The following is a 19,960-nucleotide window of genomic DNA, read 5'->3' as shown; positions in this document are numbered from 1 at the left end:
GGCGTTTTAGTTGCGCCGTGCCAGCAATTGTGCGGCTAATTCTAACAAACCCTTTGAATGCGCATTCGCTGGAAGTTGCTCTGCGGCGGCCATGGCCCGGCGGGCTTCGGCAAATGCGGCTGCGCGTGTGACGTCCAGGGCGCCGGTGGCTCGAACGATGCGGATGATCTCGCTCAATTGTTCCGTTGAGCCTTGTTCGATGGCCTGGCGAACAATGAGTGCCTGGCTGGGGGTGCCCCGCTCCATGGCGGCAATCAATGGCAGTGTGGACTTGCCTTCGCGCAGGTCATCGCCCAGGTTCTTGCCCATTTCCGAAGCATCACCGTCGTAGTCCAGGACGTCGTCGATGATCTGGAAGGCTGTGCCCAGAGCCTGTCCGTAGGTGGCGCATGCTTCTTCGACCTCGGGGGTGCTGTCGGCCAGCACGGCTCCGAGCCTGGCGCTGGCTTCGAACAGCTTGGCTGTCTTGGAGCGGATCACGCGCAGATAGCCGGCTTCGTCCAGGGAGGCGTCGTGCATGTTCATGAGCTGCAGCACCTCGCCCTCGGCGATCACGTTCGTGGCTTCGGAGAGGATTTCCATGATCCGCATGCTTCCTGCCTCCACCATCATCTGGAAGGAGCGGGTGTGCAGGAAATCGCCCACGAGCACGCTGGCGGGATTGCCGAAGGTCTCGTTGGCCGTGGGGCGCCCCCGGCGCAGCGTGGAGGCGTCCACCACGTCGTCATGCAGCAACGTGGCGGTGTGAATCAACTCGACCACCGCCGCGAGGCTGAACCGATGGGCGCCGCGATAGTCCAGGGCGCCGCACACCATGAGCAGCAACGCAGGCCGCAGGCGTTTGCCGCCGGCGGCGATGATGTATTGCGATATCTGGGCGACCAGCGGCACGCTGGACGTCAGGCGCCGCTCAATGACCTTGTCGACCTCGTGCATGTCCTGTGCAACGAGCGTGAGGGGGGCGGCGGCGGGGGCGGTATGGTCAGTCAAGATGGCGGTCACAGAAAGTGTCCGGATTATAGGAAGGCCTGAACAGGGTCATTGCGGCCCGATTGGGGGAGCGTTGCGCAGGCCTGCAAGGGGGCTAGACCTGAAATGCGCGATGCGCTATACTCATGGGCTCTGCAGAAATCCGTCTGCGGAACTCATATCAAGAGGTCAACATGTACGCGGTCATAAAAACCGGCGGCAAGCAGTATCGCGTTGCTTCCGGCGAAAAAATTAAAGTAGAACAGATTGCTGCGGACGTAGGCCAGGAGATCGTGATCGACCAGGTTCTGGCTGTCGGCAACGGCGCTGAACTGAAGGTTGGCACGCCCCTGGTGTCCGGCGCAACCGTGAAAGCCACTGTTGTGGCACACGGCAAGCACGACAAGGTGCACATCTTCAAGATGCGCCGTCGCAAGCACTATCAAAAACGCCAAGGCCATCGCCAGCAGTTCACTGAACTGCAAATCGGTGCGATTGCTGCTTAAGCGAAGGAGCTGAGTCATGGCACAGAAAAAAGGCGGCGGCTCTACGCGAAATGGGCGCGACTCCAAGCCAAAGATGCTGGGTGTCAAGGCGTTCGGTGGTGAATTGATCAGCGCTGGCTCGATCATCGTGCGCCAACGTGGCACGCGTTTCCACCCCGGCAACAACGTCGGCGTCGGCAAGGATCACACCTTGTTCGCCCTGGTGGACGGCCATGTGTCGTTCGGCACCAAGGGTGCATTGTCCAAGTCCACGGTCAATGTGACTCCCGCCTGAGGATTTTTCCTCTGGCAAACATCGAAGCCCCGCTTTGCCGGGGCTTTGTTGTTTGGTCTGTACGGGTGGCTCTCGCATGCCATCTGCCTGTGGCGCCTGGAAGGCGCTCCGCTGTTCCGCCACAATCGGCCGTTGGCTGTCGGTCGGTCCGGCGCCCTTTTGTAAACTGGATATTCCATGAAGTTCGTCGATGAAGCCTTTATTGACATTGCTGCCGGTGACGGTGGCAATGGCTGCGTGTCGTTTCGGCACGAAAAATACAAGGAGTTTGGCGGACCCAATGGCGGCGATGGCGGGCGAGGGGGGCATGTGTTTGCCGTCGCTGACCCCAACCTGAACACCTTGGTGGACTTTCGCTACTCGCGCCGGCATGAGGCCAAGCGCGGCGAGCATGGCATGGGCTCGGACATGTTTGGCGCAGCGGGCGGCGACATCACCCTGAAAATGCCCGTGGGCACCATCATCACCGATGCGGAAACGGGCGAGGTGCTGTATGAGCTGCTCAACCCGGGCGAAGTCATCACCATCGCCAAGGGGGGCGATGGCGGGTTTGGCAACCTGCGTTTCAAGAGCGCCATCAACCGCGCGCCCCGGCAGAAGACGCCGGGTTGGCCGGGCGAAAAAAAGAACCTCAAGCTGGAGTTGAAGGTGCTGGCCGACGTGGGCCTGCTGGGCATGCCAAACGCTGGCAAGTCCACCTTCATCACGGCGGTTTCCAATGCGCGCCCCAAGATTGCCGACTACCCCTTCACCACGCTGCATCCGAATCTGGGCGTGGTGCGCGTGGGGCCCGAGCAGAGTTTTGTGGTGGCGGACATCCCGGGTCTGATCGAAGGGGCGTCGGAGGGGGCGGGGCTGGGCCACCAGTTCTTGCGCCATCTGCAGCGCACCCGCCTGTTGCTGCATGTCGTGGATCTGGCGCCTTTCGACGATGCAGTGGATCCGGTGGCCCAGGCCAAGGCCATCGTCAACGAACTGAAGAAGTACGACCCGCAGCTCTACAACAAGCCCCGCTGGCTGGTGCTGAACAAGCTGGACATGGTGCCGGCCGACGAGCGCGAGGCGCGTGTCAAAGACTTTGTGAAGCGCTTCAAGTGGAAGGGGCCGGTGTTTGAGATTTCTGCGCTGACGCGCGAAGGCTGTGAGCCTTTGATCCATGCGATCTTCCGCCATGTGCAGTCTGAGCAGCGCACAGAAAACGAGCCGGTGGAAGTGGATCCCCGGTTTGCCGGCGACGCGCCCGCCTGACGCAGGGCGGGGCTTGCAGCACCTTTCATTCGGTTGCTATATTTTTAATAGCTGCTGGCGCTTGATGGATGCGCGGTAGCGGCCAAAATGATTCAAACAATGGTTTCCAGCGTATTGCGAGATGCCCGCCGCATCGTGGTCAAGGTGGGTTCCAGCCTTGTGACCAACGAAGGCCGTGGCCTGGACGAAACAGCCATCGGTGAATGGAGCCGCCAGCTGGCGGCCCTGGTGCGCGGTGATGGCGGGGTTGCGCGCGAGGTGGTGATGGTGTCCAGTGGTGCCATTGCCGAGGGCATGAAGCGCTTGGGCTGGACCACGCGCCCGCAGGAAATCCATGAGCTGCAGGCCGCTGCTGCGGTGGGGCAGATGGGCCTGGCGCAAATGTACGAGACCAAGCTGCGCGAAGAGGGCATGGGCAGCGCCCAGGTGCTGCTCACCCATGCCGACCTGGCGGACCGCGAGCGCTACCTGAACGCGCGCTCCACCTTGCTCACGCTGCTGCGCCTGGGCGTGGTGCCGGTGATCAACGAGAACGACACGGTCGTCAACGACGAAATCAAGTTTGGCGACAACGACACCCTGGGGGCGCTGGTGGCCAATCTGGTCGAGGCCGATGCGCTGATCATCCTCACGGACCAGAAAGGGCTGTACACCGCCGATCCGCGCCGTGACCCCTCGGCGCAATTTGTGCACGAAGCCAAGGCCGGGGACTTGGCCCTGGAGGCCATGGCCGGGGGCGCGGGCTCCAGCATTGGCAAGGGCGGCATGATCACCAAGATCCTGGCGGCCAAGCGTGCTGCGGGTTCAGGGGCATCCACCGTGATTGCCTGGGGGCGTGAGCCGGATGTGCTGTTGCGCCTGGTCGGGGGCGAGCCCTTGGGGACCTTGCTGGTCGCGCAAACCCAGAAGACACAGGCCCGCAAGCAGTGGATGGCGGACCACCTGCAGCTGCGCGGCTCCGTGGTGGTGGATGCCGGGGCTGCCGCCAAGGTGCGCGATGAGGGCAAGAGCCTGCTGCCCATTGGCATGACGGCGGTGGAGGGGGATTTTTCGCGCGGCGACGTGATTGCCGTGCGGGACGCCTCCGGGGTCGAGATTGCGCGCGGCCTGGCCAACTATGCGGCCGCCGAAGCGCGCCTTCTGTGCCGCAAGCCTTCGGCCGAGTTTGAAAAACTGCTGGGCTATGTGGCGGAGGCAGAAATGGTGCACCGCGACAACCTGGTGCTGGCCGTGGGGGCGTGATCGCCTGATCGCCCGATTGCTCTGGCGCGTTGCGTCACAGCCAACAAAAATGCCTGCTAGTTGCAGGCATTTTTGTTGGTGGGTCCGGAGGTCAGCGCGGCGTAGTGGTCAGGGGCGGAATCCCATCGAGCTCCGCCGGCATGCTATTTTGCGGGTCAGGATCAAAACTGGCGCCGGGGGGCAGTTCCATGCCTGGGTTGATCAGCATGGACCCGGTGCGGTACATGCTGGCCCCTGCGTGCTCGCCCTCTCGCGTGCGCATACCGCTGCGCAGATAGCGGTTGCGTTGCTCGTGCCGAGGCAGGTAGCGCGCCAGTTCGGTCAGGGCCATTTCATAGACCCCCCGCTTGAACTCGACCACCACGTCCAGGGGCACCCAGTAGTCATTCCAGCGCCAGGCATCAAACTCGGGGTGGTTGGTCGCGCGGAGATTCAAGTCCCAGTCGTGGCCCACCAGTTGGAGCAGATACCAGATTTGCTTCTGGCCCTTGTAATGTCCGCGCGCGTCGCGGCGGATGTACCGGTCAGGCACCTCATAGCGCAACCAGTCCCGGGTGCGGGCCACCAAGCGCACGTGGTCAGGCAATAATCCCACCTCTTCGTGCAGCTCCCGGAACATGGCCTGCTCGGGGGTTTCGCCCCGGTCAATGCCACCCTGCGGAAACTGCCAGCTGTGGGTGCGTATGCGCTTGCCCCAGAACACCTGGTTTCTCTGGTTGAGCAGGATGATGCCGACGTTCGGCCGAAAGCCGTCCCGGTCAAGCATAATCAAACCCCAAATTTTTAAACTGCGTCCATTATGCACGGCGCCTAGCGCGCAGCAAGTGGACTGCTCTGATCCGCCTGAAATCGATTCCGATGAAAGCCTCCCAATTCTTTATTTCCACCCTCAAGGAAGCTCCGGCCGACGCAGAAGTGGTCAGCCACAAACTCATGATGCGGGCGGGGCTGATCAAGAAGCTGGGCGCGGGCATCTACAACTACATGCCCATGGGCCTTCGGGTCATCCGCAAGGTCGAGGCGATCGTGCGGGAGGAAATGAACCGCGCGGGCGCCGTGGAGCTGACCATGCCCGTGGTGCAGCCGGCCGAGCTGTGGCAGGAGACCGGGCGGTTTGACAAGATGGGCCCCGAGCTGCTGCGCATCCAGGACCGCCATGGCCGGGACTTCGTGGTGCAGCCCACCAGCGAAGAAGTGATCACTGACATCGCGCGCCAGGAACTCAAGAGCTACAAGCAGCTGCCCAAGAACTTCTACCAGATCCAGACCAAGTTCCGCGACGAGCGCCGCCCACGCTTTGGCCTCATGCGCGGCCGCGAGTTCATCATGAAGGACGCCTACAGCTTCGACCGCGACCAGGTGGCCGCCAAGGCCAGCTACCAGGTGATGGCCCAGGCCTACCGCCGCATTTTTGACCGCTTCGGCCTGACCTACCGCGCCGTGGCGGCCGACAGCGGCGCCATCGGTGGCGACCTGTCCGAAGAGTTCCAGGTGATCGCCGCCACGGGCGAGGATGCCATCGTCTACTGCCCAGAGAGCGACTACGCCGCCAACATGGAAAAGGCCGAGGCGCTGGCGCCCGCCGGTCCACGCCCTGCGCCCGCCAAGGCCATGGAAAAGACGCCGACGCCTGGCAAGGCCACCTGTGCCGACGTGGCCGAGCTGCTCGGTGTGCCTTTGAGCACCACGGTGAAGTCGCTGGTCCTGGCCACGGACGAAACCAACGAGGCCGGCGAGATCGTCAAGAGCCAGGTCTGGCTGTTGCTGCTGCGCGGCGACCATGACATGAACGAGATCAAGGTGGGCAAGGTGCCTGGCCTGGCAGGCTTCCGCTTTGCCACGCTCTCCGAGATCGAGGACCACTTTGGCTGCAAGCCCGGCTACCTGGGCCCCATCGGCCTGAAAAAGCCGCTCAAGCTCGTGGTGGACCGTGAAGTGGCCCTCATGGCCGACTGGATCTGCGGCGCCAACGAGGTGGATGTCCATATCACCGGCGTGAACTGGGGTCGCGACCTGCCCGAGCCCGATGCGATTGCCGACCTGCGCAACGTGGTGGCGGGCGACCGCTCCCCCGATGGACAGGGCGAGCTCGCCATCGAGCGCGGCATCGAAGTGGGCCATGTGTTCTACCTGGGCACCAAATACAGCCGCGCGATGAACGCCACCTTCCTGGACGAGACCGGCAAGCCCCAGCCGCTGGAGATGGGCTGCTACGGCATCGGCGTTACGCGCCTGCCCGCCGCCGCCATCGAGCAAAACCACGATGAGCGCGGCATCATCTGGCCCGACGCGATTGCGCCGTTCACTGCAGTCATTTGCCCCGTGGGCATGGACCGCAGCGAGGCCGTCAAGGCCACGGCCGAGCAGCTCTATGCCGACCTGCTGGCCGCCGGTGTGGATGTGATCCTGGACGACCGCGGCGAGCGCCCCGGCGCCATGTTCGCCGACTGGGAGCTGATCGGTGTGCCGCACCGCGTGACCATTGGTGACAAGAGCCTCAAGGAAGGCGTGGTCGAGTACCAGCACCGCCGCGACACGGCCGCCACCAAGGTGGCCGTTGCCGACATCCTGGCCCACGTGAAGGGCCGCATGGTGGTATGAGCATGAGCGAGCGGGACGCCAACGCCTCTGACGGCTGTTCTTCCTCCCCGGCCCGGCCTGGCGCCGCTGCGGGGGGGCTGTCGCGGCGCGCGTGCCTGCTGTCTGCCGCCTCGTTCGCGGCACCTGCAGCCTGGCTGGCCGCGCCGCAGGCGGCGCACGCGGGGGGGCAGCTCGAAGAGCCCTTGATGGATTCCGTGCGCTCGGCGCTGAGTTCGGCCATTGCCAACCATGCGCCGCCCGAGCCCGAGTTTTTTACCACCGAAGCCCGCCTGCACTACCTGCGCTGGCTGGGCACCCAGAGCGACCGGCTGCGCCGCCGCAAGCCCGAGTGGGAGGTGCGCCGCGACTTTCTGCAGACGGTCTGGTACGAGTCCAAGCGCGCGGGGCTGGATGTGTCGCTGGTCCTCGGGCTGATTCAGGTGGAGAGCGGGTTCCGCAAGTTTGCCGTGTCCAGCGTCGGGGCCAGGGGCTACATGCAGGTCATGCCGTTCTGGACGCGGGTGATCGGCGATGGCGATGCCGGCAAGCTGTTCCACATGCAGACCAACCTGCGCTTTGGCTGCGTGATCCTGCGCCACTACATCGACCGGGAACAGGGCGATCTCTTCATGGCCCTGGGCCGCTACAACGGCAGCCGTGGCCGTTCGCCCTACCCGGACGCAGTGTTTGGCGCCCAGCGCAGTTGGGCGTTTGCCGACAGGCCGACAGCGCCTGCCGCTTAAGAGCGGCTCACAAAACCCTTCTGGCGTTGTTGCCGCGTCTTGTCGTACTGCGCGTGCTGCCTGCGACGCAGCGCCTAGGGATCCTCTGCACAAATCACCGCGTCGTGTGCATCTGCGGTCTCGGGCAGTCTGCGGCGTTGCAAAACTTCGCAATAGCTACGGCTATTGCTGCGTTTTGCGCCTTGCAGCCCCTCCCGATCCGCAGCGCCCACTTACCGCTCGATTCGTGCAGAGGATCCCTAGCCAGAGCCGCTGCGCTGGGTTTTGTTGTCCGCTCTCAACAACCCCAAGCACCTTGGTTCAGCCCCCGGTCTCTGCGGCACGCCCTGCCGGTGGTGCGGGTGGGGGGCTGCCGTTGTCCGCAGGGTTCAGGCGCGAGACCATGACTTGGTCGATGCGGTAGCTGTCCACATCCAGCACCTCGAACTTGTAGCCGCCCCAGCTCACACTGTCGGTGCGGCGCGGCACGCGGCGCAGCATCACCATCAGGAACCCGGCCAGGGTTTCGTATTCCCCGGCGTGGGGCAGTTCGTCGAGCGACAGCGCGTGCAGCACGTCCTCGATGGAGGTGACGCCATCGATGAGCCACGAGTCCTCGTCGCGCCGCACGATCTGTTCTTCGTCTGCGGGGCCCACCAGGTCGCCCATCACGGTGCTCATCACGTCGTTCAGCGTCACCACGCCCACTACCAGGCTGTATTCGTTCACGATGACGGCAAAGTCTTCGTGCACCTGGCGGAACTGCTCCAGCACCTCGGACAGGGTCAGGCGGTCGGGCACGATGAGCACCTTGCGCACCAGGCTGTCGTCGGCCAGCGAAATGGGCTGGTTGTTCAGCACGCGCTGGAACAGGTCCTTGGCGTCCACATAACCCACCACATGGTCGATGTCGCCCTCGCACACGGGGTAGGTGGAGAAGGGTTCGGCCGCAATGCGCAGGCGGATGACGGAGTCGGGTTCGTCGCGCAGGAAGAACGCCACCCGGTCGCGCGGCGACATGGCGCTGGACACCATGCGGGTGTCCAGCTCGAACACATTGGTGATGACCTGTTGCTCCCGTGCGGCCAGCACTCCGGCACGCGCCCCGGCCTCCATCATGGCCAGGATGTCGTCGGAGGTAATGCGCTCATCGCGCAGCGACGACAGCCCCAGCATGCGGAACAGCGCATCGGCGCCCCGGCTGTAGAACCACACCACCGGGCGCAGCAGCGCCGTGCACCAGGCCATGGGCTGTGCCAGGCGCACCACCAGCCGCTCAGGATCGGCCATGCCCAGGCGCTTGGGGAACAGGTCGGCAAACAGGATGAACAGCGAGGTGATGACCAGGAACGACGCCAGGAAACCGGCTTTCTCTGCCGTGGACTCGGACAGCCACAGGCCAAACAGCGCACTGAAATGGGGGCTCAGCGCCCCTTCGCCCACGATACCGCCCAGGATGGCCACCGCGTTCTGGCCCACCTGCACCACGGTGAAGTAGTCGCCTGGCTGCTCCTGCATGCGCAGCACGCGGTCCGCGCGCGCATCGCCCTCGTCGGCCATCTGCCGCAAGCGCAGGCGGCGGGCGGCCGCGAGCGAGATCTCGGCCATGGAGAAGAAGGCGCTGGCTGCGATCAGCAGCCCGATCACGAAGAGGCTTTGGGACAGGGTCATGGCGGGGGCGGGCGGCGCAGGCCAGGGCACTGCGGCCACCTGAGTGTATCTGTGCGCCCTGCGGGCAGGCACCGGCGGCGCACCGTGCGCGGCGGCCGGCGGCAACCACCCGCAGCGCTTACTGCACGAAGCCGATGCGGCTGCGCCCCGAGGCGGCCTTGGGCAGGTCGGTGATCTCCACCGTGCCGCGCCGGTCCAGCCGGGCATTGCCAAAGCCCGTCATCAGCGCGCGCCGCATTTCGCGCGGCGGCATCTGGGCCAGGTGGTCCAGCACATCGTCCAGGGGCTCCGGGTCCAGCAGGCGGCCCCAGTCGTGCCCGGCGCGGATGCCGGCATACAGGTTGCGGGCAATGGCGCGCGCCTGCTCCAGCGTGGGGGCCTCCACCTCGAACACGTTCATGCGGTTCAGGATGGGGTCGGGGATGCCCCGCGTGTCGTTGGCCGTGGTGATCCAGATCACCTGGCTTGCGTCGATGGCCACCTCGGCGAACTCGTCGGTAAAGCTCTGGGCCGTGTCGTGTTCCAGCAGGCTGTACAGCGCTCCCAGCGGGTCGTACTGCGCATCCACTGCAGCCTTGTCAATTTCGTCCACCACGATGACAGGATTGGCATATTCGCCCTCCACCAGCGCCTCGAACACCTTGCCGGGGCGCGCGCCCTTCCACTGCGCCGACGAGCCCGACAGCAGCCAGCCCGCGGTCATCGAGCTCATGGGCAGCAGGTTCATGCCCGTGCCCAGCAGCTCGGCCAGGTGGCGTGCAAAGTGGGTCTTGCCGATGCCGGGCGGGCCCAGCAGCAGCATGGGCGTGACCTCCAGGCCATCGCTGCTGTCCTGGGCCAGGGCCACATGGCGCCGAACGTCGTCCAGCACCTCAGTGAAGTTGGGCAGCTGCGCGTACAGGCTGGCCATGTCGGGGATGCCCGAGGGCTTGACCTGGAAGCGCTCCGGCCCACGCTCCAGCATGCGTTCGTACACGGTGCGCAGGGTTTCGTATTCGCGCTGGTTGCCGGACTCCTGCAGCCGCGCGAGCTTGCGCTCGACGTCGCCGGGGTGGAACACATTGCGCATCTGGGCCACCGGCAAGCGCAGGGCGGGTGGCTGGGGAACAAGGCTATGGCTGGTCATTGCATGCTCCTTGTGATGGGGGTCACGCAACCATTCAAGCACACAACATGCCCGCCGCTCTATCGGAAAAGCCCCTGGTTGGTGCCGCTGTTGCGGGCACACCAATACGCCATGAAAAAACCGCCCGAAGGCGGTTGGTGGGGGCGGAGGGCCGGGGACGGAAGGGGTCAGCCCTCGGTGCCCAGCACCTGCTTGAGTTCGCCCGACTCGTACATCTCCATCATGATGTCCGAGCCGCCGATGAACTCGCCCTTCACGTACAGCTGGGGGATGGTGGGCCAGTTGCTGTATTCCTTGATGCCCTGGCGGATTTCGTCGTCTTCGAGCACGTTGACGGTGACCACGGCCTTGGGGTCCACGCCGCAGGCCTTCAGGATCTGGATCGCGCGGCCCGAGAAGCCGCACATGGGGAAGCTGGCGCTGCCCTTCATGAACAGCAGGATGTCGCTGGATTTGACGAGGGCGTCGATGCGTTGTTGGGTGTCGCTCATGGGTAAAACTCCTTGGAAGGGGCGGGCGGGCAATGGAAGGCAGGGAGCCCGCGATGGGGGGGATTATTTCACTGTCTGTGCCAGAGGCCACTGCCCGCCCGTGCAACGCGCAATGCCAGCGAGGTCATTGCGGCTGAGCACCTGGGCAAAGCCCTGGGCGGCGAGCAGCGCCTGCACGGCGGGCGCCTGGTCGTATCCATGCTCCAGCAGCAGCCAGCCGCCGGGCTGCAGGTGCGCCGGGGCCTGGGCCACGATGGTGCGGAGGTCGTCCAGCCCATCGGTGCCGCTGGCCAGGGCTTGCAGGGGCTCGTGGGCCAGCGCGGCCAGGTGGGGGTCGGCGCTGGCGATGTAGGGGGGGTTGGAGACGATGGCATCGAACTGGCCCTCGACGCCAGCCAGCCAGTTGGCCTGCTGGAACCGCACGGGCAAGCCCAGCCGCTTTCCATTGGCCTGTGCCACGGCTAGCGCATCGGCACTGGCATCCACCGCCAGCACCTGGGCGTCGGCGCGCTGGCTTTGCAGGGCCAGCGCAATGGCGCCACTGCCGGTGCCCAGGTCCACCACGCGGGGCGCTGGCAGGGGACCGATCACTTCCAGAGCCCAGTCCACCAGGGTTTCGGTGTCGGGGCGCGGGTCCAGCACGCGCGCATCCACCTGCAGGGGCAGGCCGTAGAACTCCTTGCGTCCGGTGAGGTAGGCCACGGGCTCGCCCGCCAGGCGGCGCTGGCACAGGGCGATGAACTGGCCGTGTGCGGCCTCGTCCATCGCGTCCGTGTCGTGCGCCAGCAGCCAGGCGCGGCCTGCATCGGGGCGGGCCAGGGCGTGCAGCAGCAGCAGTTGCGTGTCGATGCGCGCGAGGCCCAGGGTGTGGGCCTGGGCCAATGCCTGGGCGAGGGTGGGGGCGGTGTGGTGGTTCACTCTGTTTTTGATAGCTGCTAGCGCTTGATGGTCGGGCGCAAGGGGCTGATTTGATTCAAATTCAAGAGGGCGTTCAGCCTGTGGTGCCCATCTCCAGCTCTTCCAGCTGCTCGGCCTCGCGCGCGTGGGCCAGGGCCTGCAGCACGTCGCCCAGGTCGCCTTCCATCACGTACAGCAGTTTGTACAGCGTGAGGTTGATGCGGTGGTCCGTCAGCCGCCCCTGCGGGAAGTTGTAGGTGCGGATGCGGTCGCTGCGGTCGCCGCTGCCGATCAGGCCCTTGCGCAGCGCCGCCTCCTTGGCGGCACGTTCGCTGCGCTCTTTCTCCTGGATGCGCGCCTGCAGCACCTGCAGCGCCTTGGCCTTGTTGCTGTGCTGGCTGCGGCCGTCCTGGCATTCGGCCACGATGCCGGTGGGCAAGTGCACCACGCGCACGGCGGAATCGGTCTTGTTGATGTGCTGGCCGCCCGCGCCGGATGCGCGGAAGGTGTCGATGCGCAGGTCGGCCGGGTTGAGCTTGATGGCCTCGTGCTCGTCGGGCTCGGGCATCACGGCCACCGTGCAGGCGCTGGTGTGGATGCGGCCCTGCGTTTCGGTGGCGGGCACGCGCTGCACGCGGTGGCCGCCGGATTCGAACTTCAGGTGGCCATACACGTTGTCACCTTCAAAGCGCAGCACGATTTCCTTGTAGCCGCCCAGCTCGGCCGCGTTTTCGCTCACCACCTCCACCTTCCAGCCCACGTTGGCGGCGTAGCGGGTGTACATGCGGGTGAGGTCGCCCGCGAACAGGGCGGATTCGTCACCGCCCGTGCCCGCGCGGATTTCGACGAACGCGTTGCGGGCGTCGTCGGGGTCTTTCGGCAGCAGCAGACGCTGCAGTTCGTCTTCGAGCTGCAGCAGTTCGGCCTCGGCACTGGTGATTTCTTCCTGCGCCATCTCGGCCATGTCGGGGTCGGCCAGCATCTCGCGCGCACCGGCCAGGTCGGCCTCGCGCTGCTGGTAGCGGGCGTAGCGGCCGGACACCTGCGTGACCTCGGCATGCTCGACGGAGATGCGCCGGTACTGCGCCATGTCGCTCATGATGTCTTCGCGCGAGAGCAGGAAGTCGAGTTCGCCCAGGCGCTGTGCGTAGCGCTCCAGCTGGCTTCGGAGAAAGGGTTTCATGGCATTGGGGAAAATGATGTGCTACGAATTCTGTAGCTTTTAGCGCTTGTCGGTAAAGCGCCAGGGGCCGATTTGGCTTGAAATCGGGGCGGGCAGGGGAGCGGGCGAGCGCCGCTACAGCCCGTTGCTGTTGTTGGTGGTTTTGGTTTGCGAGCGCAGGAACAGGCGCGAGACGGTCTGGGCCGTCTGGGCGCGCATTTCGGCGTCGCCTGCGCGCAGTTCGGCCAGGGTGCCGTGCAGCATTTTTTGTGTAAGGCCACGCGACAGCGCTTCGAGCACGGCATCCACGTTCTCGCCCTTGGCCAGCAGCTTCTTGGCGCGCGCGATCTCGGCGGCGCGCCACTCGTCGGTCTGGGCGTTGAGCTGCTGGATCAGTGGCACCACGCCACCGGTGGCTCCGGCCGGGCTGCGCAGCTCCATCCAGTGCATGAAGCTCTGCACACCGGCGTCGATGATGGCCTCGGCCTGGGCCACGGCGGCCTGGCGGTTGGCCTGGGCGGTTTGCACCACGGTGGCCAGGTCGTCCACGGTGTAGAGGTACACATCGCCCAGGGCCTTGACCTCGGGCTCGATGTCGCGCGGCACGGCCAGGTCGACCATGAAGATGGGGCGGTGGCGGCGCTTCTTGAGCGCACGCTCCACGGCGCCCAGGCCGATGATGGGCAGGCTGCTGGCGGTGCAGCTGATGACGGCGTCGAACTCGTGCAGGCGCTCGGGCAGGTCGGCCAGGCGCATCACCTCGCCACCAAAGCGGGTGGCGAGCTTCTCGCCGCGCTCCAGCGTGCGGTTGGCAATGGCGATCTGCTTGGGGTTCTTGGCGGCAAAGTGCGTGGCGCACAGCTCGATCATCTCGCCCGCGCCCACGAACAGCACGCGGATCTTGCCGAGGTCTTCAAACAGCTGGCTGGCCAGGCGCACGGCGGCGGCGGCCATGCTGATGCTGTGTGCGCCGATCTCGGTGCTGCTGCGCACCTCCTTGGCCACGGCAAAGCTGCGCTGGAACAGCTGGTTGAGCGTGGTGCCCAGGGCGCCGGCGGTCTCGGCGGCGCGCACGGCATCCTTCATCTGGCCCAGGATCTGGGCCTCGCCCAGCACCATCGAGTCGAGCCCGCTGGCTACGCGGAACGCGTGGCGCGCGACCAGGCTGTCTTCCAGGGTGTAGGAGTGCGAGCGCAACAGGGCCGGAGTCACACCGCCGCTGTGGGCCAGCCAGCCCAGCGTGTGGTCCAGTGCGGGCTGCTCGCCGGCGCAGTAGATTTCGGTGCGGTTGCAGGTGGAGATGATGGCCGTTTCCACGCCGGGGTGGCTGCTGGTGGTGCCCAGCGACTGGCGCAGGCCCTGCAGCGTGGGCGCGATCTGGTCGAGCGCAAACGCAAACCGGCCGCGCAGATCGAGCGGCGCGGTGGTGTGGTTGATCCCGAGGGCCCAGACTGCCATAACTCCCGATTATAAAATCGTTGGCTTCCATGGGCAGCGGTGCTTGCCTATGCCTTGATTTGGGTCAATTCATGGGTCCCCTGGACATCCTCAACCACCTGCTGAACTTCATGGCCCCCGCCGCCTTTGTCGCGCTGGCGCTGGTGCTGTGCGGTCGCCTGTTCGGCGCCAAAGGGGGGGTGGTGGCAGGCTGGCGCCAGTTTGCGGTTATTTTTGCGGTGGGGCTGGTGGTGCTGGCTGGCGGGCTGGCGCTGGGGGCGCGCGACGGCAAGATGCTGACCTATTCCGCACTGGTGGTGGCGGCAGCCACCTGCCAGTGGCTGCTGGTGCGGGGCTGGAAGGGCTGACCGCCGCCCGCATGCCCCTGCGCGGCGGATGGACTTCCCCGGGGGCGATGCCGCGAGAATCGGGGCATGGACGCGAGCGTCCCTTCTCCCAACCCCATTTCAGAGATCAAAGAATGAAACCCACGATGCGTTCCTGCTGGGCCCTGGCGGCTGGCCTGGTGTTTTCCGTGGCGGCGCATGCGCAGACTGCGGCCTCCTTTCCCTCCAAACCGTTGCGCATCGTCATCGGCTTCCCGGCCGGTGGCCCGCTGGACCAGCATGCCCGCCTGCTCACCGACAAACTGCAGGCCGTGCTGGGCCAGCCGGTGGTGGTGGACTACAAGGCCGGCGCGGGCGGCACCGTGGGGGCGCAGGAGGTGATGAAGGCCCCGGCCGACGGCCACACGCTCATGCTGGCCAACACCGGCGTGATGGTGATCAACCCCGCGCTCTACAGCCGCCTGCCCTACACCACGCTCAAGGATTTCACGCCGATCGCGCGCACCGCCATGCAGCCCCTGGCCCTGCTGGTGAACACCAACGTGCCGGCCAAGAACCTGCAGGAGTTCATGGCCTATGCCAAGGCGCGGCCGGGCCAGGTCAACTTCGGCTCGGCGGGCAATGGCGGCATCAGCCACCTGGTGCCCGAGATGTTCAAGACGGCCACGGGCCTGTTCATGGTGCACATCCCCTACCGGGGCAGTGCGCCCGCGTTCACCGACCTCATGGGTGGGCAGGTGCAGTTCATGGCCGAGAGCATTCCGCAGGCCGCCTCGTACCACAAGCAGGGCAAGGTGCGCGCCCTGGCCGTGACCAGCCGCGAACGCAACCCTGCGCTGCCCGACGTGCCCACGGTGATCGAGAGCGGCCTCAAGGGCTTCGAGGTGGTGGGCTTCTATGGCTTTCTGGCGCCTGCAGGCACGCCCAAGGACGTGGTGGCCAAGCTCAGCGATGCGTTTGGCCAGGTGATGCAGATGCCGGATGTGAAGAGCCGCATGGTGAGCCAGGGGGCCGACCCGGCGTTCCTGGGCGCGAACGACTTTGCGAAGTTCCTGGCCTCCGAGACGCCGCGCTGGGCGGACGCGGTGAAGAAGTCGGGCGCAAAGCTCGATTGACCCCCTGAGGCGCTATAGCGCCTTCCTCCTGCGAAGGGGACGCCACCCGTGGCCCGGCCAATCCGGCTCCATGGTGGCGCTGGCCTGGGGACTTTTTTAGGCCGTGGCGGGCGGAAAAAAGTCCACGCGATCGGTGATGATGCCGTCCGTGCCCAGGGCAATGAGCCGCTGCGCGGCCCAGTCGTCGTTCACGGTGTAGCTCAGGGTGCGCATGCCCAGGCCCTGCACCTGGGCCACCAGGGCCGCGTCCCACAGCGCATGGTTGCAGACGATGGCGACGCAGCCCAGCTGCCGGGCCATGTCGGCCCAGCCGTCCCGCAGCGTGTCCAGCAGCAAAGCGCGCGGGATGTGCGGTGCGGCGGACATCGCACCTTTCAGTGCCTCGGGCTGGAAGGACGAGAGCAGCGGTGGCGTCGCCTGGCCTTGCCACAGGCGCGTCGTGGTTTCGCCGACCACCCGGCCGGTGGTTTCCTCGGCCCCCGGCGTGGGCTTGATCTCGATGTTCAGGAACAAGCCGTTGGCGATGCAGTAGCGCGCCAGGTTCTCCAGCGTGGGCAGCGGCTCGCCCGCATGGCTGCGCGAATGCCAGCCGCCCGCATCCAGTTGCGACAGCATGGACCAGGGGTGGTCGCCGCCCGTGGGGCTGGCGGCGGCACCCAACACCTGCACGCCGTTGGTGGTGCGGTGGAGCGTGGCGTCATGCATCAAAAAAGGCACGCCATCGGCACTCAGCTTGGCATCGCACTCGAACATGCGGTAGCCGTGCTGCGCGCCCAGGCGGAACGCGGCCAGCGTGTTTTCAGGGGCCAGCTTGCCCGCGCCGCGGTGGGCGATCCAGCGGGGGTAGGGCCAGGGCGGAAGGGGTGTGGCGGTGCTGCTCATGGAAATGGACACGAAGGGTGGGGACGGGAGGGGGCGGCGGGCGGGTGTCGCCTGCATGGTCGCAAAGCCAAAGTGTAGGGGCAGGCGTTGGCGCCGCTTGCGCTTTGGCACGGCCATCGCTACCCTGAAAGCCCCTGCCTGGGGCCGGCCAAAGGGAGTCGTGAATGCTCGAACTACAAAGCGATGCCGCCAGCGAGGTGGCGCTGGACGAAGGGGACAGGGAGGCCATCGACGCCGGGTTGTTGCGGGTGCTGCTCAAGCGGCAGCGATTCTCGTCCTCCACGTCCTGGCTGGGCTTTGGCTTCATGGCCTGGCTGATGCAGGACGCGGTGGCGGTGGACTACCTGGCGGGCTGGGTGGGCTGCATGGTGTTGCTGGAGTTGCTCGCACTGGGGCTGCTGGGGCTGCTGCGACGCAGCCTGGGCGCTGCGGTGCAGCGCCGGCGCTGGTTGCATGGCTTGACCGTGCTGTTCTTTGTCTATGGCGCGGCCTGGGGCTCTGCAACGGCCTTGCCCGGGCTGTGGAATGACGCCACGCTGCTGCAGGTCATCCTGGTGTGCGTGGCCACGGTGGCGCTGTTCAGCATTCACAACCTCAGCACCTACTGGCCCATGCTGCTGGCTTTTTGTGTGGGGGTGGCCACCCCGCTGTGGGGGATGGGGCTGGTGGCCGCCTCGGGCGCGCCGCAGGTCCTGTGGGCGCTGTGCGCCGTCCTGATGGTGCTGCTGATCCAGCTGTACGGGATCTCGTCGTATGCCGTGCATCGCCACGACATCGAAGGCCGGGTGATGGCGCGCAAGCTGGCGCAGCAGTTGAAGCAGAGCAACCAGGAGCTGACGGAGGCGCTGCAGCATGTGCAGCGGTTGGCAACGCTCGACCCCCTGACCCATTGCCTGAACCGGCGCGCCCTGATGGATGCCTTGCAACAGGAGGAGCGGCGCCGCAGCCGCTGTCCGGTGGCGCTGGGCATCGTGATGCTGGATCTGGACCATTTCAAGTCCATCAACGACACCCATGGCCATGCCGTGGGGGATGCCGTGCTGGTGGCCGCCGCCGCCCGGGTGCGGGCGCGGCTGCGTGAGACGGACCTGCTGGCGCGGTGGGGCGGCGAGGAGTTTGTGTGCGTGCTGATGCAGGTGCACGACGAGAGCCTGATGGCCAAGGCCCAGGACCTGTGCAGCCATCTGGCCGCAGCCCCCCTGGTGCTTCAGCCCCGGGCGCTGACCGTGACGGCCTCGTGGGGCATCGCGCTGTGGGAGGCGGGCGAGTCGATACAGGCCTGCATCGACCGTGCCGACGCCGCGCTCTACCGGGCCAAGCGCGCGGGGCGCAACCAGGTCTCCCGGTAGGCGGCGGGCCGGATCAGGGCGCCGGGATGCGCTTGCCGGTGGTGGCGTCGAAGCTGTGCAGGCGGTCGGCGCGCGGCTGCACATGGATCACCGAGTCGGGGGCGGGCGAGTGCGTGCCTTCTTCCACGCGCACGATGATCTGCTCGCCGTTGATGCGGCCGTAGATCAGGCGTTCGGCGCCCAGCAGCTCCACGGTTTCCACCTTGACTTCCCAGCCCTCGCTGCGCACGTCCAGGTGTTCGGGGCGAATGCCCAGAATGGTGCCGGGCGTGGCGCTGGGGGCGTTCTTGAGCAGGTTCATGGGTGGCGAGCCGATGAAGCTGGCCACGAAAGTGGTGGCGGGCGTGTGGTAGACCTCTTCGGGCGTGCCGAACTGTTCCATGTTGCCCGCGTTCATCACGATCATGCGCTGGGCCAGGGTCATGGCCTCGACCTGGTCGTGCGTCACGAACAGGCTGGTGATGCCCAGCTCGCGGTGCAGCTTCTGGATTTCGAGGCGGGTCTGGGCGCGCAGCTTGGCGTCCAGGTTGGACAGCGGCTCGTCGAACAAAAACACCTGGGGCTGGCGCACGATGGCGCGGCCCATGGCCACGCGCTGGCGTTGGCCGCCCGACAGCTCGCGCGGTTTGCGCTCGAGCAGGTGCGAGAGTTCGAGGATCTTGGCGGCCTTGTCCACGCGCGCCTTGATCTCCTCCTTGGGCACCTTGGCGATCTTCAGGCCATAGGCCATGTTCTCGAAGTTCGTCATGTGCGGGTAGAGCGCGTAGTTCTGGAACACCATGGCGATGTCGCGCTGCGCGGGTTCCAGGTCGTTGACCTTGCGCTCGCCGATGAACAGGTCGCCGCCCGAGATTTCCTCCAGGCCGGCCACCATGCGCAGCAGGGTCGATTTGCCGCAGCCCGAGGGGCCGACGATCACGATGAATTCACCGTCCTGGACCTCGGCGTTCACGCCGTGGATGACCTGGTTGGCCTTGGGGCCCGTGCCGTAGCGTTTGACGATGTTGCGAAGGGATAGAGATGCCATTTTGCTATTAAATTGGTAGCTGCTAGCGCAGGTGTATGAAGCGGTAGGGCCAGGTTTAATCTTTACTTTTCGGTGTCCACCAGGCCCTTGACGAACCAGCGCTGCATCACCACCACCACGAAGGCGGGTGGCAGCATGGCCAGCAGGGCCGTGGCCATCACGATGTTCCACTCGTTGCCCGCGTCGCCGCCGGCCAGCATGCGCTTGATGCCGATGACCACGGGGTACATGTCCTCCGAGGTGGTCACGAGCAGCGGCCACAGGTACTGGTTCCAGCCGTAGATGAACTGGATCACGAACAGCGCTGCGATGGACGTGCGCGACAGTGGCACCAGGATGTCCTTGAAGAAGCGCATGGGGCCGGCGCCGTCCACGCGCGCGGCTTCCACCAGCTCGTCCGGCACCGTGAGGAAGAACTGGCGGAACAAGAAGGTGGCGGTGGCCGAGGCGATCAGCGGGATTGTGAGGCCCGCATAGCTGTTGAGCATGCCCAGGTCCGACACCACCTGGTAGGTGGGGCCGATGCGCACTTCCACGGGCAGCATCAGCGTGATGAAGATCAGCCAAAAGCAGATGCCCTTGAACGGGAAGCGGAAGTACACGATGGCAAACGCCGACAGCAGCGAGATCGCGATCTTGCCCACGGTGATGACGATGGCGGTGACAAAGCTCACCCACATCATGCGGGCCACGGGGGCGGTGGAGCCTGCGCCCGAGCCGCCACCGAACAGCGCGTCGTGGTAGGTCTGCCAGAAGTTGCCGCCGGGCACCATGGGCATGGGCACCTGCACGATCTCCTGGGCCGTGTGGGTGGAGGCCACGAAGGCCAGGTACAGCGGGAAGCCGACGATGATCACGCCCAGCACCATGATGAGGTGCGAGAACGCGGTGAGGTAAGGGCTGCGTTCAACCATA

The 19,960-nt window shown here is 65.9% G+C and carries 20 protein-coding genes; 9 read left to right on the top strand and 11 right to left on the bottom strand.

Annotated features, from left to right (window positions below; genetic code table 11):
• Positions 1-6: 6 nt before the first annotated feature.
• On the bottom strand, positions 7-936 hold the full coding sequence (locus tag DBV10_RS02530; protein WP_124510484.1) for a polyprenyl synthetase family protein: 930 nt from the start codon (positions 934-936) through the stop codon (positions 7-9).
• Positions 937-1,163: 227 nt separating this feature from the next.
• On the opposite strand from DBV10_RS02530, the gene rplU reads away from it, so the two are divergent.
• The 4 genes from rplU (at position 1,164) to proB (ending at position 4,239) form a co-directional block, all read left to right on the top strand.
• Positions 1,164-1,475: a 50S ribosomal protein L21 gene (rplU, locus tag DBV10_RS02525; RefSeq protein ID WP_005794184.1), complete on the top strand. Its 312-nt coding sequence runs from the start codon at positions 1,164-1,166 to the stop codon at positions 1,473-1,475.
• Between the two features lie 16 nt (positions 1,476-1,491).
• A complete protein-coding gene (rpmA, locus tag DBV10_RS02520; RefSeq protein WP_008905145.1) occupies positions 1,492-1,749 on the top strand; it encodes a 50S ribosomal protein L27 in 258 nt (85 codons plus the stop codon).
• 177 nt (positions 1,750-1,926) lie between these two features.
• Positions 1,927-2,997 (top strand): Obg family GTPase CgtA, encoded by a 1,071-nt coding sequence (gene cgtA, locus DBV10_RS02515; protein ID WP_124510307.1) that lies wholly within the window; start codon positions 1,927-1,929, stop codon positions 2,995-2,997.
• A gap of 99 nt (positions 2,998-3,096) precedes the next feature.
• Complete coding sequence (gene proB / locus DBV10_RS02510) at positions 3,097-4,239, top strand: glutamate 5-kinase (protein WP_124510305.1); 1,143 nt, start codon at positions 3,097-3,099, stop codon at positions 4,237-4,239.
• A gap of 91 nt (positions 4,240-4,330) precedes the next feature.
• Here proB and DBV10_RS02505 read toward each other — a convergent pair whose 3' ends face one another.
• Positions 4,331-5,005, bottom strand: a complete 675-nt coding sequence (locus DBV10_RS02505; protein WP_124510303.1) for an RNA pyrophosphohydrolase — start codon at positions 5,003-5,005, stop codon at positions 4,331-4,333.
• Between the two features lie 92 nt (positions 5,006-5,097).
• On the opposite strand from DBV10_RS02505, the gene DBV10_RS02500 reads away from it, so the two are divergent.
• Both DBV10_RS02500 and DBV10_RS02495 read left to right on the top strand, forming a co-directional pair.
• Positions 5,098-6,840 (top strand): proline--tRNA ligase, encoded by a 1,743-nt coding sequence (locus DBV10_RS02500; protein WP_124510301.1) that lies wholly within the window; start codon positions 5,098-5,100, stop codon positions 6,838-6,840.
• Positions 6,841-6,842: 2 nt separating this feature from the next.
• Positions 6,843-7,562: a lytic transglycosylase domain-containing protein gene (locus DBV10_RS02495; protein ID WP_233589777.1), complete on the top strand. Its 720-nt coding sequence runs from the start codon at positions 6,843-6,845 to the stop codon at positions 7,560-7,562.
• Positions 7,563-7,862: 300 nt separating this feature from the next.
• Here DBV10_RS02495 and DBV10_RS02490 read toward each other — a convergent pair whose 3' ends face one another.
• The 6 genes from DBV10_RS02490 to hemA all read right to left on the bottom strand — a co-directional run bounded on the left by DBV10_RS02490 (position 7,863) and on the right by hemA (position 14,346).
• Positions 7,863-9,212: a hemolysin family protein gene (locus DBV10_RS02490; RefSeq protein WP_124510299.1), complete on the bottom strand. Its 1,350-nt coding sequence runs from the start codon at positions 9,210-9,212 to the stop codon at positions 7,863-7,865.
• A gap of 118 nt (positions 9,213-9,330) precedes the next feature.
• Complete coding sequence (locus DBV10_RS02485) at positions 9,331-10,338, bottom strand: AAA family ATPase (protein WP_124510297.1); 1,008 nt, start codon at positions 10,336-10,338, stop codon at positions 9,331-9,333.
• Between the two features lie 167 nt (positions 10,339-10,505).
• A complete protein-coding gene (gene grxD, locus DBV10_RS02480) occupies positions 10,506-10,829 on the bottom strand; it encodes a Grx4 family monothiol glutaredoxin (protein WP_124510295.1) in 324 nt (107 codons plus the stop codon).
• A 63-nt stretch (positions 10,830-10,892) separates the two neighbouring features.
• The gene (prmC, locus tag DBV10_RS02475; protein WP_124510293.1) at positions 10,893-11,747 is read right to left on the bottom strand and encodes a peptide chain release factor N(5)-glutamine methyltransferase; all 855 of its coding nucleotides are present in this window, start codon (positions 11,745-11,747) and stop codon (positions 10,893-10,895) included.
• 73 nt (positions 11,748-11,820) lie between these two features.
• On the bottom strand, positions 11,821-12,909 hold the full coding sequence (prfA, locus tag DBV10_RS02470; protein WP_124510291.1) for a peptide chain release factor 1: 1,089 nt from the start codon (positions 12,907-12,909) through the stop codon (positions 11,821-11,823).
• Between the two features lie 114 nt (positions 12,910-13,023).
• Positions 13,024-14,346: a glutamyl-tRNA reductase gene (gene hemA / locus DBV10_RS02465; RefSeq protein ID WP_124510290.1), complete on the bottom strand. Its 1,323-nt coding sequence runs from the start codon at positions 14,344-14,346 to the stop codon at positions 13,024-13,026.
• A 71-nt stretch (positions 14,347-14,417) separates the two neighbouring features.
• Here hemA and DBV10_RS02460 point away from each other — a divergent pair, with 71 nt between their 5' ends.
• Together DBV10_RS02460 and DBV10_RS02455 are read left to right on the top strand one after the other, a co-directional pair.
• The gene (locus tag DBV10_RS02460) at positions 14,418-14,693 is read left to right on the top strand and encodes a hypothetical protein (protein ID WP_124510287.1); all 276 of its coding nucleotides are present in this window, start codon (positions 14,418-14,420) and stop codon (positions 14,691-14,693) included.
• A 113-nt stretch (positions 14,694-14,806) separates the two neighbouring features.
• Positions 14,807-15,787: a tripartite tricarboxylate transporter substrate binding protein gene (locus DBV10_RS02455; protein WP_124510285.1), complete on the top strand. Its 981-nt coding sequence runs from the start codon at positions 14,807-14,809 to the stop codon at positions 15,785-15,787.
• 96 nt (positions 15,788-15,883) lie between these two features.
• Here the strand turns inward: DBV10_RS02455 and ugpQ are convergent, their stop codons facing one another.
• Entirely contained in the window at positions 15,884-16,669 is a 786-nt protein-coding gene (ugpQ, locus tag DBV10_RS02450) for a glycerophosphodiester phosphodiesterase (RefSeq protein ID WP_124510283.1), read from the bottom strand.
• Positions 16,670-16,833: 164 nt separating this feature from the next.
• On the opposite strand from ugpQ, the gene DBV10_RS02445 reads away from it, so the two are divergent.
• Positions 16,834-18,018 (top strand): GGDEF domain-containing protein, encoded by a 1,185-nt coding sequence (locus DBV10_RS02445; protein ID WP_124510281.1) that lies wholly within the window; start codon positions 16,834-16,836, stop codon positions 18,016-18,018.
• 13 nt (positions 18,019-18,031) lie between these two features.
• On the opposite strand, the gene ugpC is transcribed toward DBV10_RS02445, so the two are convergent.
• Together ugpC and ugpE are read right to left on the bottom strand one after the other, a co-directional pair.
• Complete coding sequence (gene ugpC, locus DBV10_RS02440) at positions 18,032-19,045, bottom strand: sn-glycerol-3-phosphate ABC transporter ATP-binding protein UgpC (RefSeq protein WP_124510278.1); 1,014 nt, start codon at positions 19,043-19,045, stop codon at positions 18,032-18,034.
• Between the two features lie 62 nt (positions 19,046-19,107).
• The gene (gene ugpE, locus DBV10_RS02435; protein ID WP_124510276.1) at positions 19,108-19,959 is read right to left on the bottom strand and encodes a sn-glycerol-3-phosphate ABC transporter permease UgpE; all 852 of its coding nucleotides are present in this window, start codon (positions 19,957-19,959) and stop codon (positions 19,108-19,110) included.
• Position 19,960: the final 1 nt, after the last annotated feature.

This window comes from Acidovorax sp. FJL06, assembly GCF_003852545.1.
Lineage (GTDB): Bacteria > Pseudomonadota > Gammaproteobacteria > Burkholderiales > Burkholderiaceae_C > Acidovorax.
The sequence above is the reverse complement of the archived record's forward strand: the minus strand, read 5'-3'. Positions and strand labels throughout refer to the sequence as shown.

What these genes read in the sequence shown, in the direction of transcription:
- DBV10_RS02530 (WP_124510484.1), bottom strand. Translation starts at nt 936, where the DNA reads ATGCACGAGGTCGACAAGGTCATTGAGCGGCGCCTGACGTCCAGCGTG.
- rplU (WP_005794184.1), top strand. Translation starts at nt 1,164, where the DNA reads ATGTACGCGGTCATAAAAACCGGCGGCAAGCAGTATCGCGTTGCTTCC.
- rpmA (WP_008905145.1), top strand. Translation starts at nt 1,492, where the DNA reads ATGGCACAGAAAAAAGGCGGCGGCTCTACGCGAAATGGGCGCGACTCC.
- cgtA (WP_124510307.1), top strand. Translation starts at nt 1,927, where the DNA reads ATGAAGTTCGTCGATGAAGCCTTTATTGACATTGCTGCCGGTGACGGT.
- proB (WP_124510305.1), top strand. Translation starts at nt 3,097, where the DNA reads ATGGTTTCCAGCGTATTGCGAGATGCCCGCCGCATCGTGGTCAAGGTG.
- DBV10_RS02505 (WP_124510303.1), bottom strand. Translation starts at nt 5,005, where the DNA reads ATGCTTGACCGGGACGGCTTTCGGCCGAACGTCGGCATCATCCTGCTC.
- DBV10_RS02500 (WP_124510301.1), top strand. Translation starts at nt 5,098, where the DNA reads ATGAAAGCCTCCCAATTCTTTATTTCCACCCTCAAGGAAGCTCCGGCC.
- DBV10_RS02495 (WP_233589777.1), top strand. Translation starts at nt 6,843, where the DNA reads ATGAGCGAGCGGGACGCCAACGCCTCTGACGGCTGTTCTTCCTCCCCG.
- DBV10_RS02490 (WP_124510299.1), bottom strand. Translation starts at nt 9,212, where the DNA reads ATGACCCTGTCCCAAAGCCTCTTCGTGATCGGGCTGCTGATCGCAGCC.
- DBV10_RS02485 (WP_124510297.1), bottom strand. Translation starts at nt 10,338, where the DNA reads ATGACCAGCCATAGCCTTGTTCCCCAGCCACCCGCCCTGCGCTTGCCG.
- grxD (WP_124510295.1), bottom strand. Translation starts at nt 10,829, where the DNA reads ATGAGCGACACCCAACAACGCATCGACGCCCTCGTCAAATCCAGCGAC.
- prfA (WP_124510291.1), bottom strand. Translation starts at nt 12,909, where the DNA reads ATGAAACCCTTTCTCCGAAGCCAGCTGGAGCGCTACGCACAGCGCCTG.
- hemA (WP_124510290.1), bottom strand. Translation starts at nt 14,346, where the DNA reads ATGGCAGTCTGGGCCCTCGGGATCAACCACACCACCGCGCCGCTCGAT.
- DBV10_RS02460 (WP_124510287.1), top strand. Translation starts at nt 14,418, where the DNA reads ATGGGTCCCCTGGACATCCTCAACCACCTGCTGAACTTCATGGCCCCC.
- DBV10_RS02455 (WP_124510285.1), top strand. Translation starts at nt 14,807, where the DNA reads ATGAAACCCACGATGCGTTCCTGCTGGGCCCTGGCGGCTGGCCTGGTG.
- ugpQ (WP_124510283.1), bottom strand. Translation starts at nt 16,669, where the DNA reads ATGAGCAGCACCGCCACACCCCTTCCGCCCTGGCCCTACCCCCGCTGG.
- DBV10_RS02445 (WP_124510281.1), top strand. Translation starts at nt 16,834, where the DNA reads ATGCTCGAACTACAAAGCGATGCCGCCAGCGAGGTGGCGCTGGACGAA.
- ugpC (WP_124510278.1), bottom strand. Translation starts at nt 19,045, where the DNA reads ATGGCATCTCTATCCCTTCGCAACATCGTCAAACGCTACGGCACGGGC.
- ugpE (WP_124510276.1), bottom strand. Translation starts at nt 19,959, where the DNA reads ATGGTTGAACGCAGCCCTTACCTCACCGCGTTCTCGCACCTCATCATG.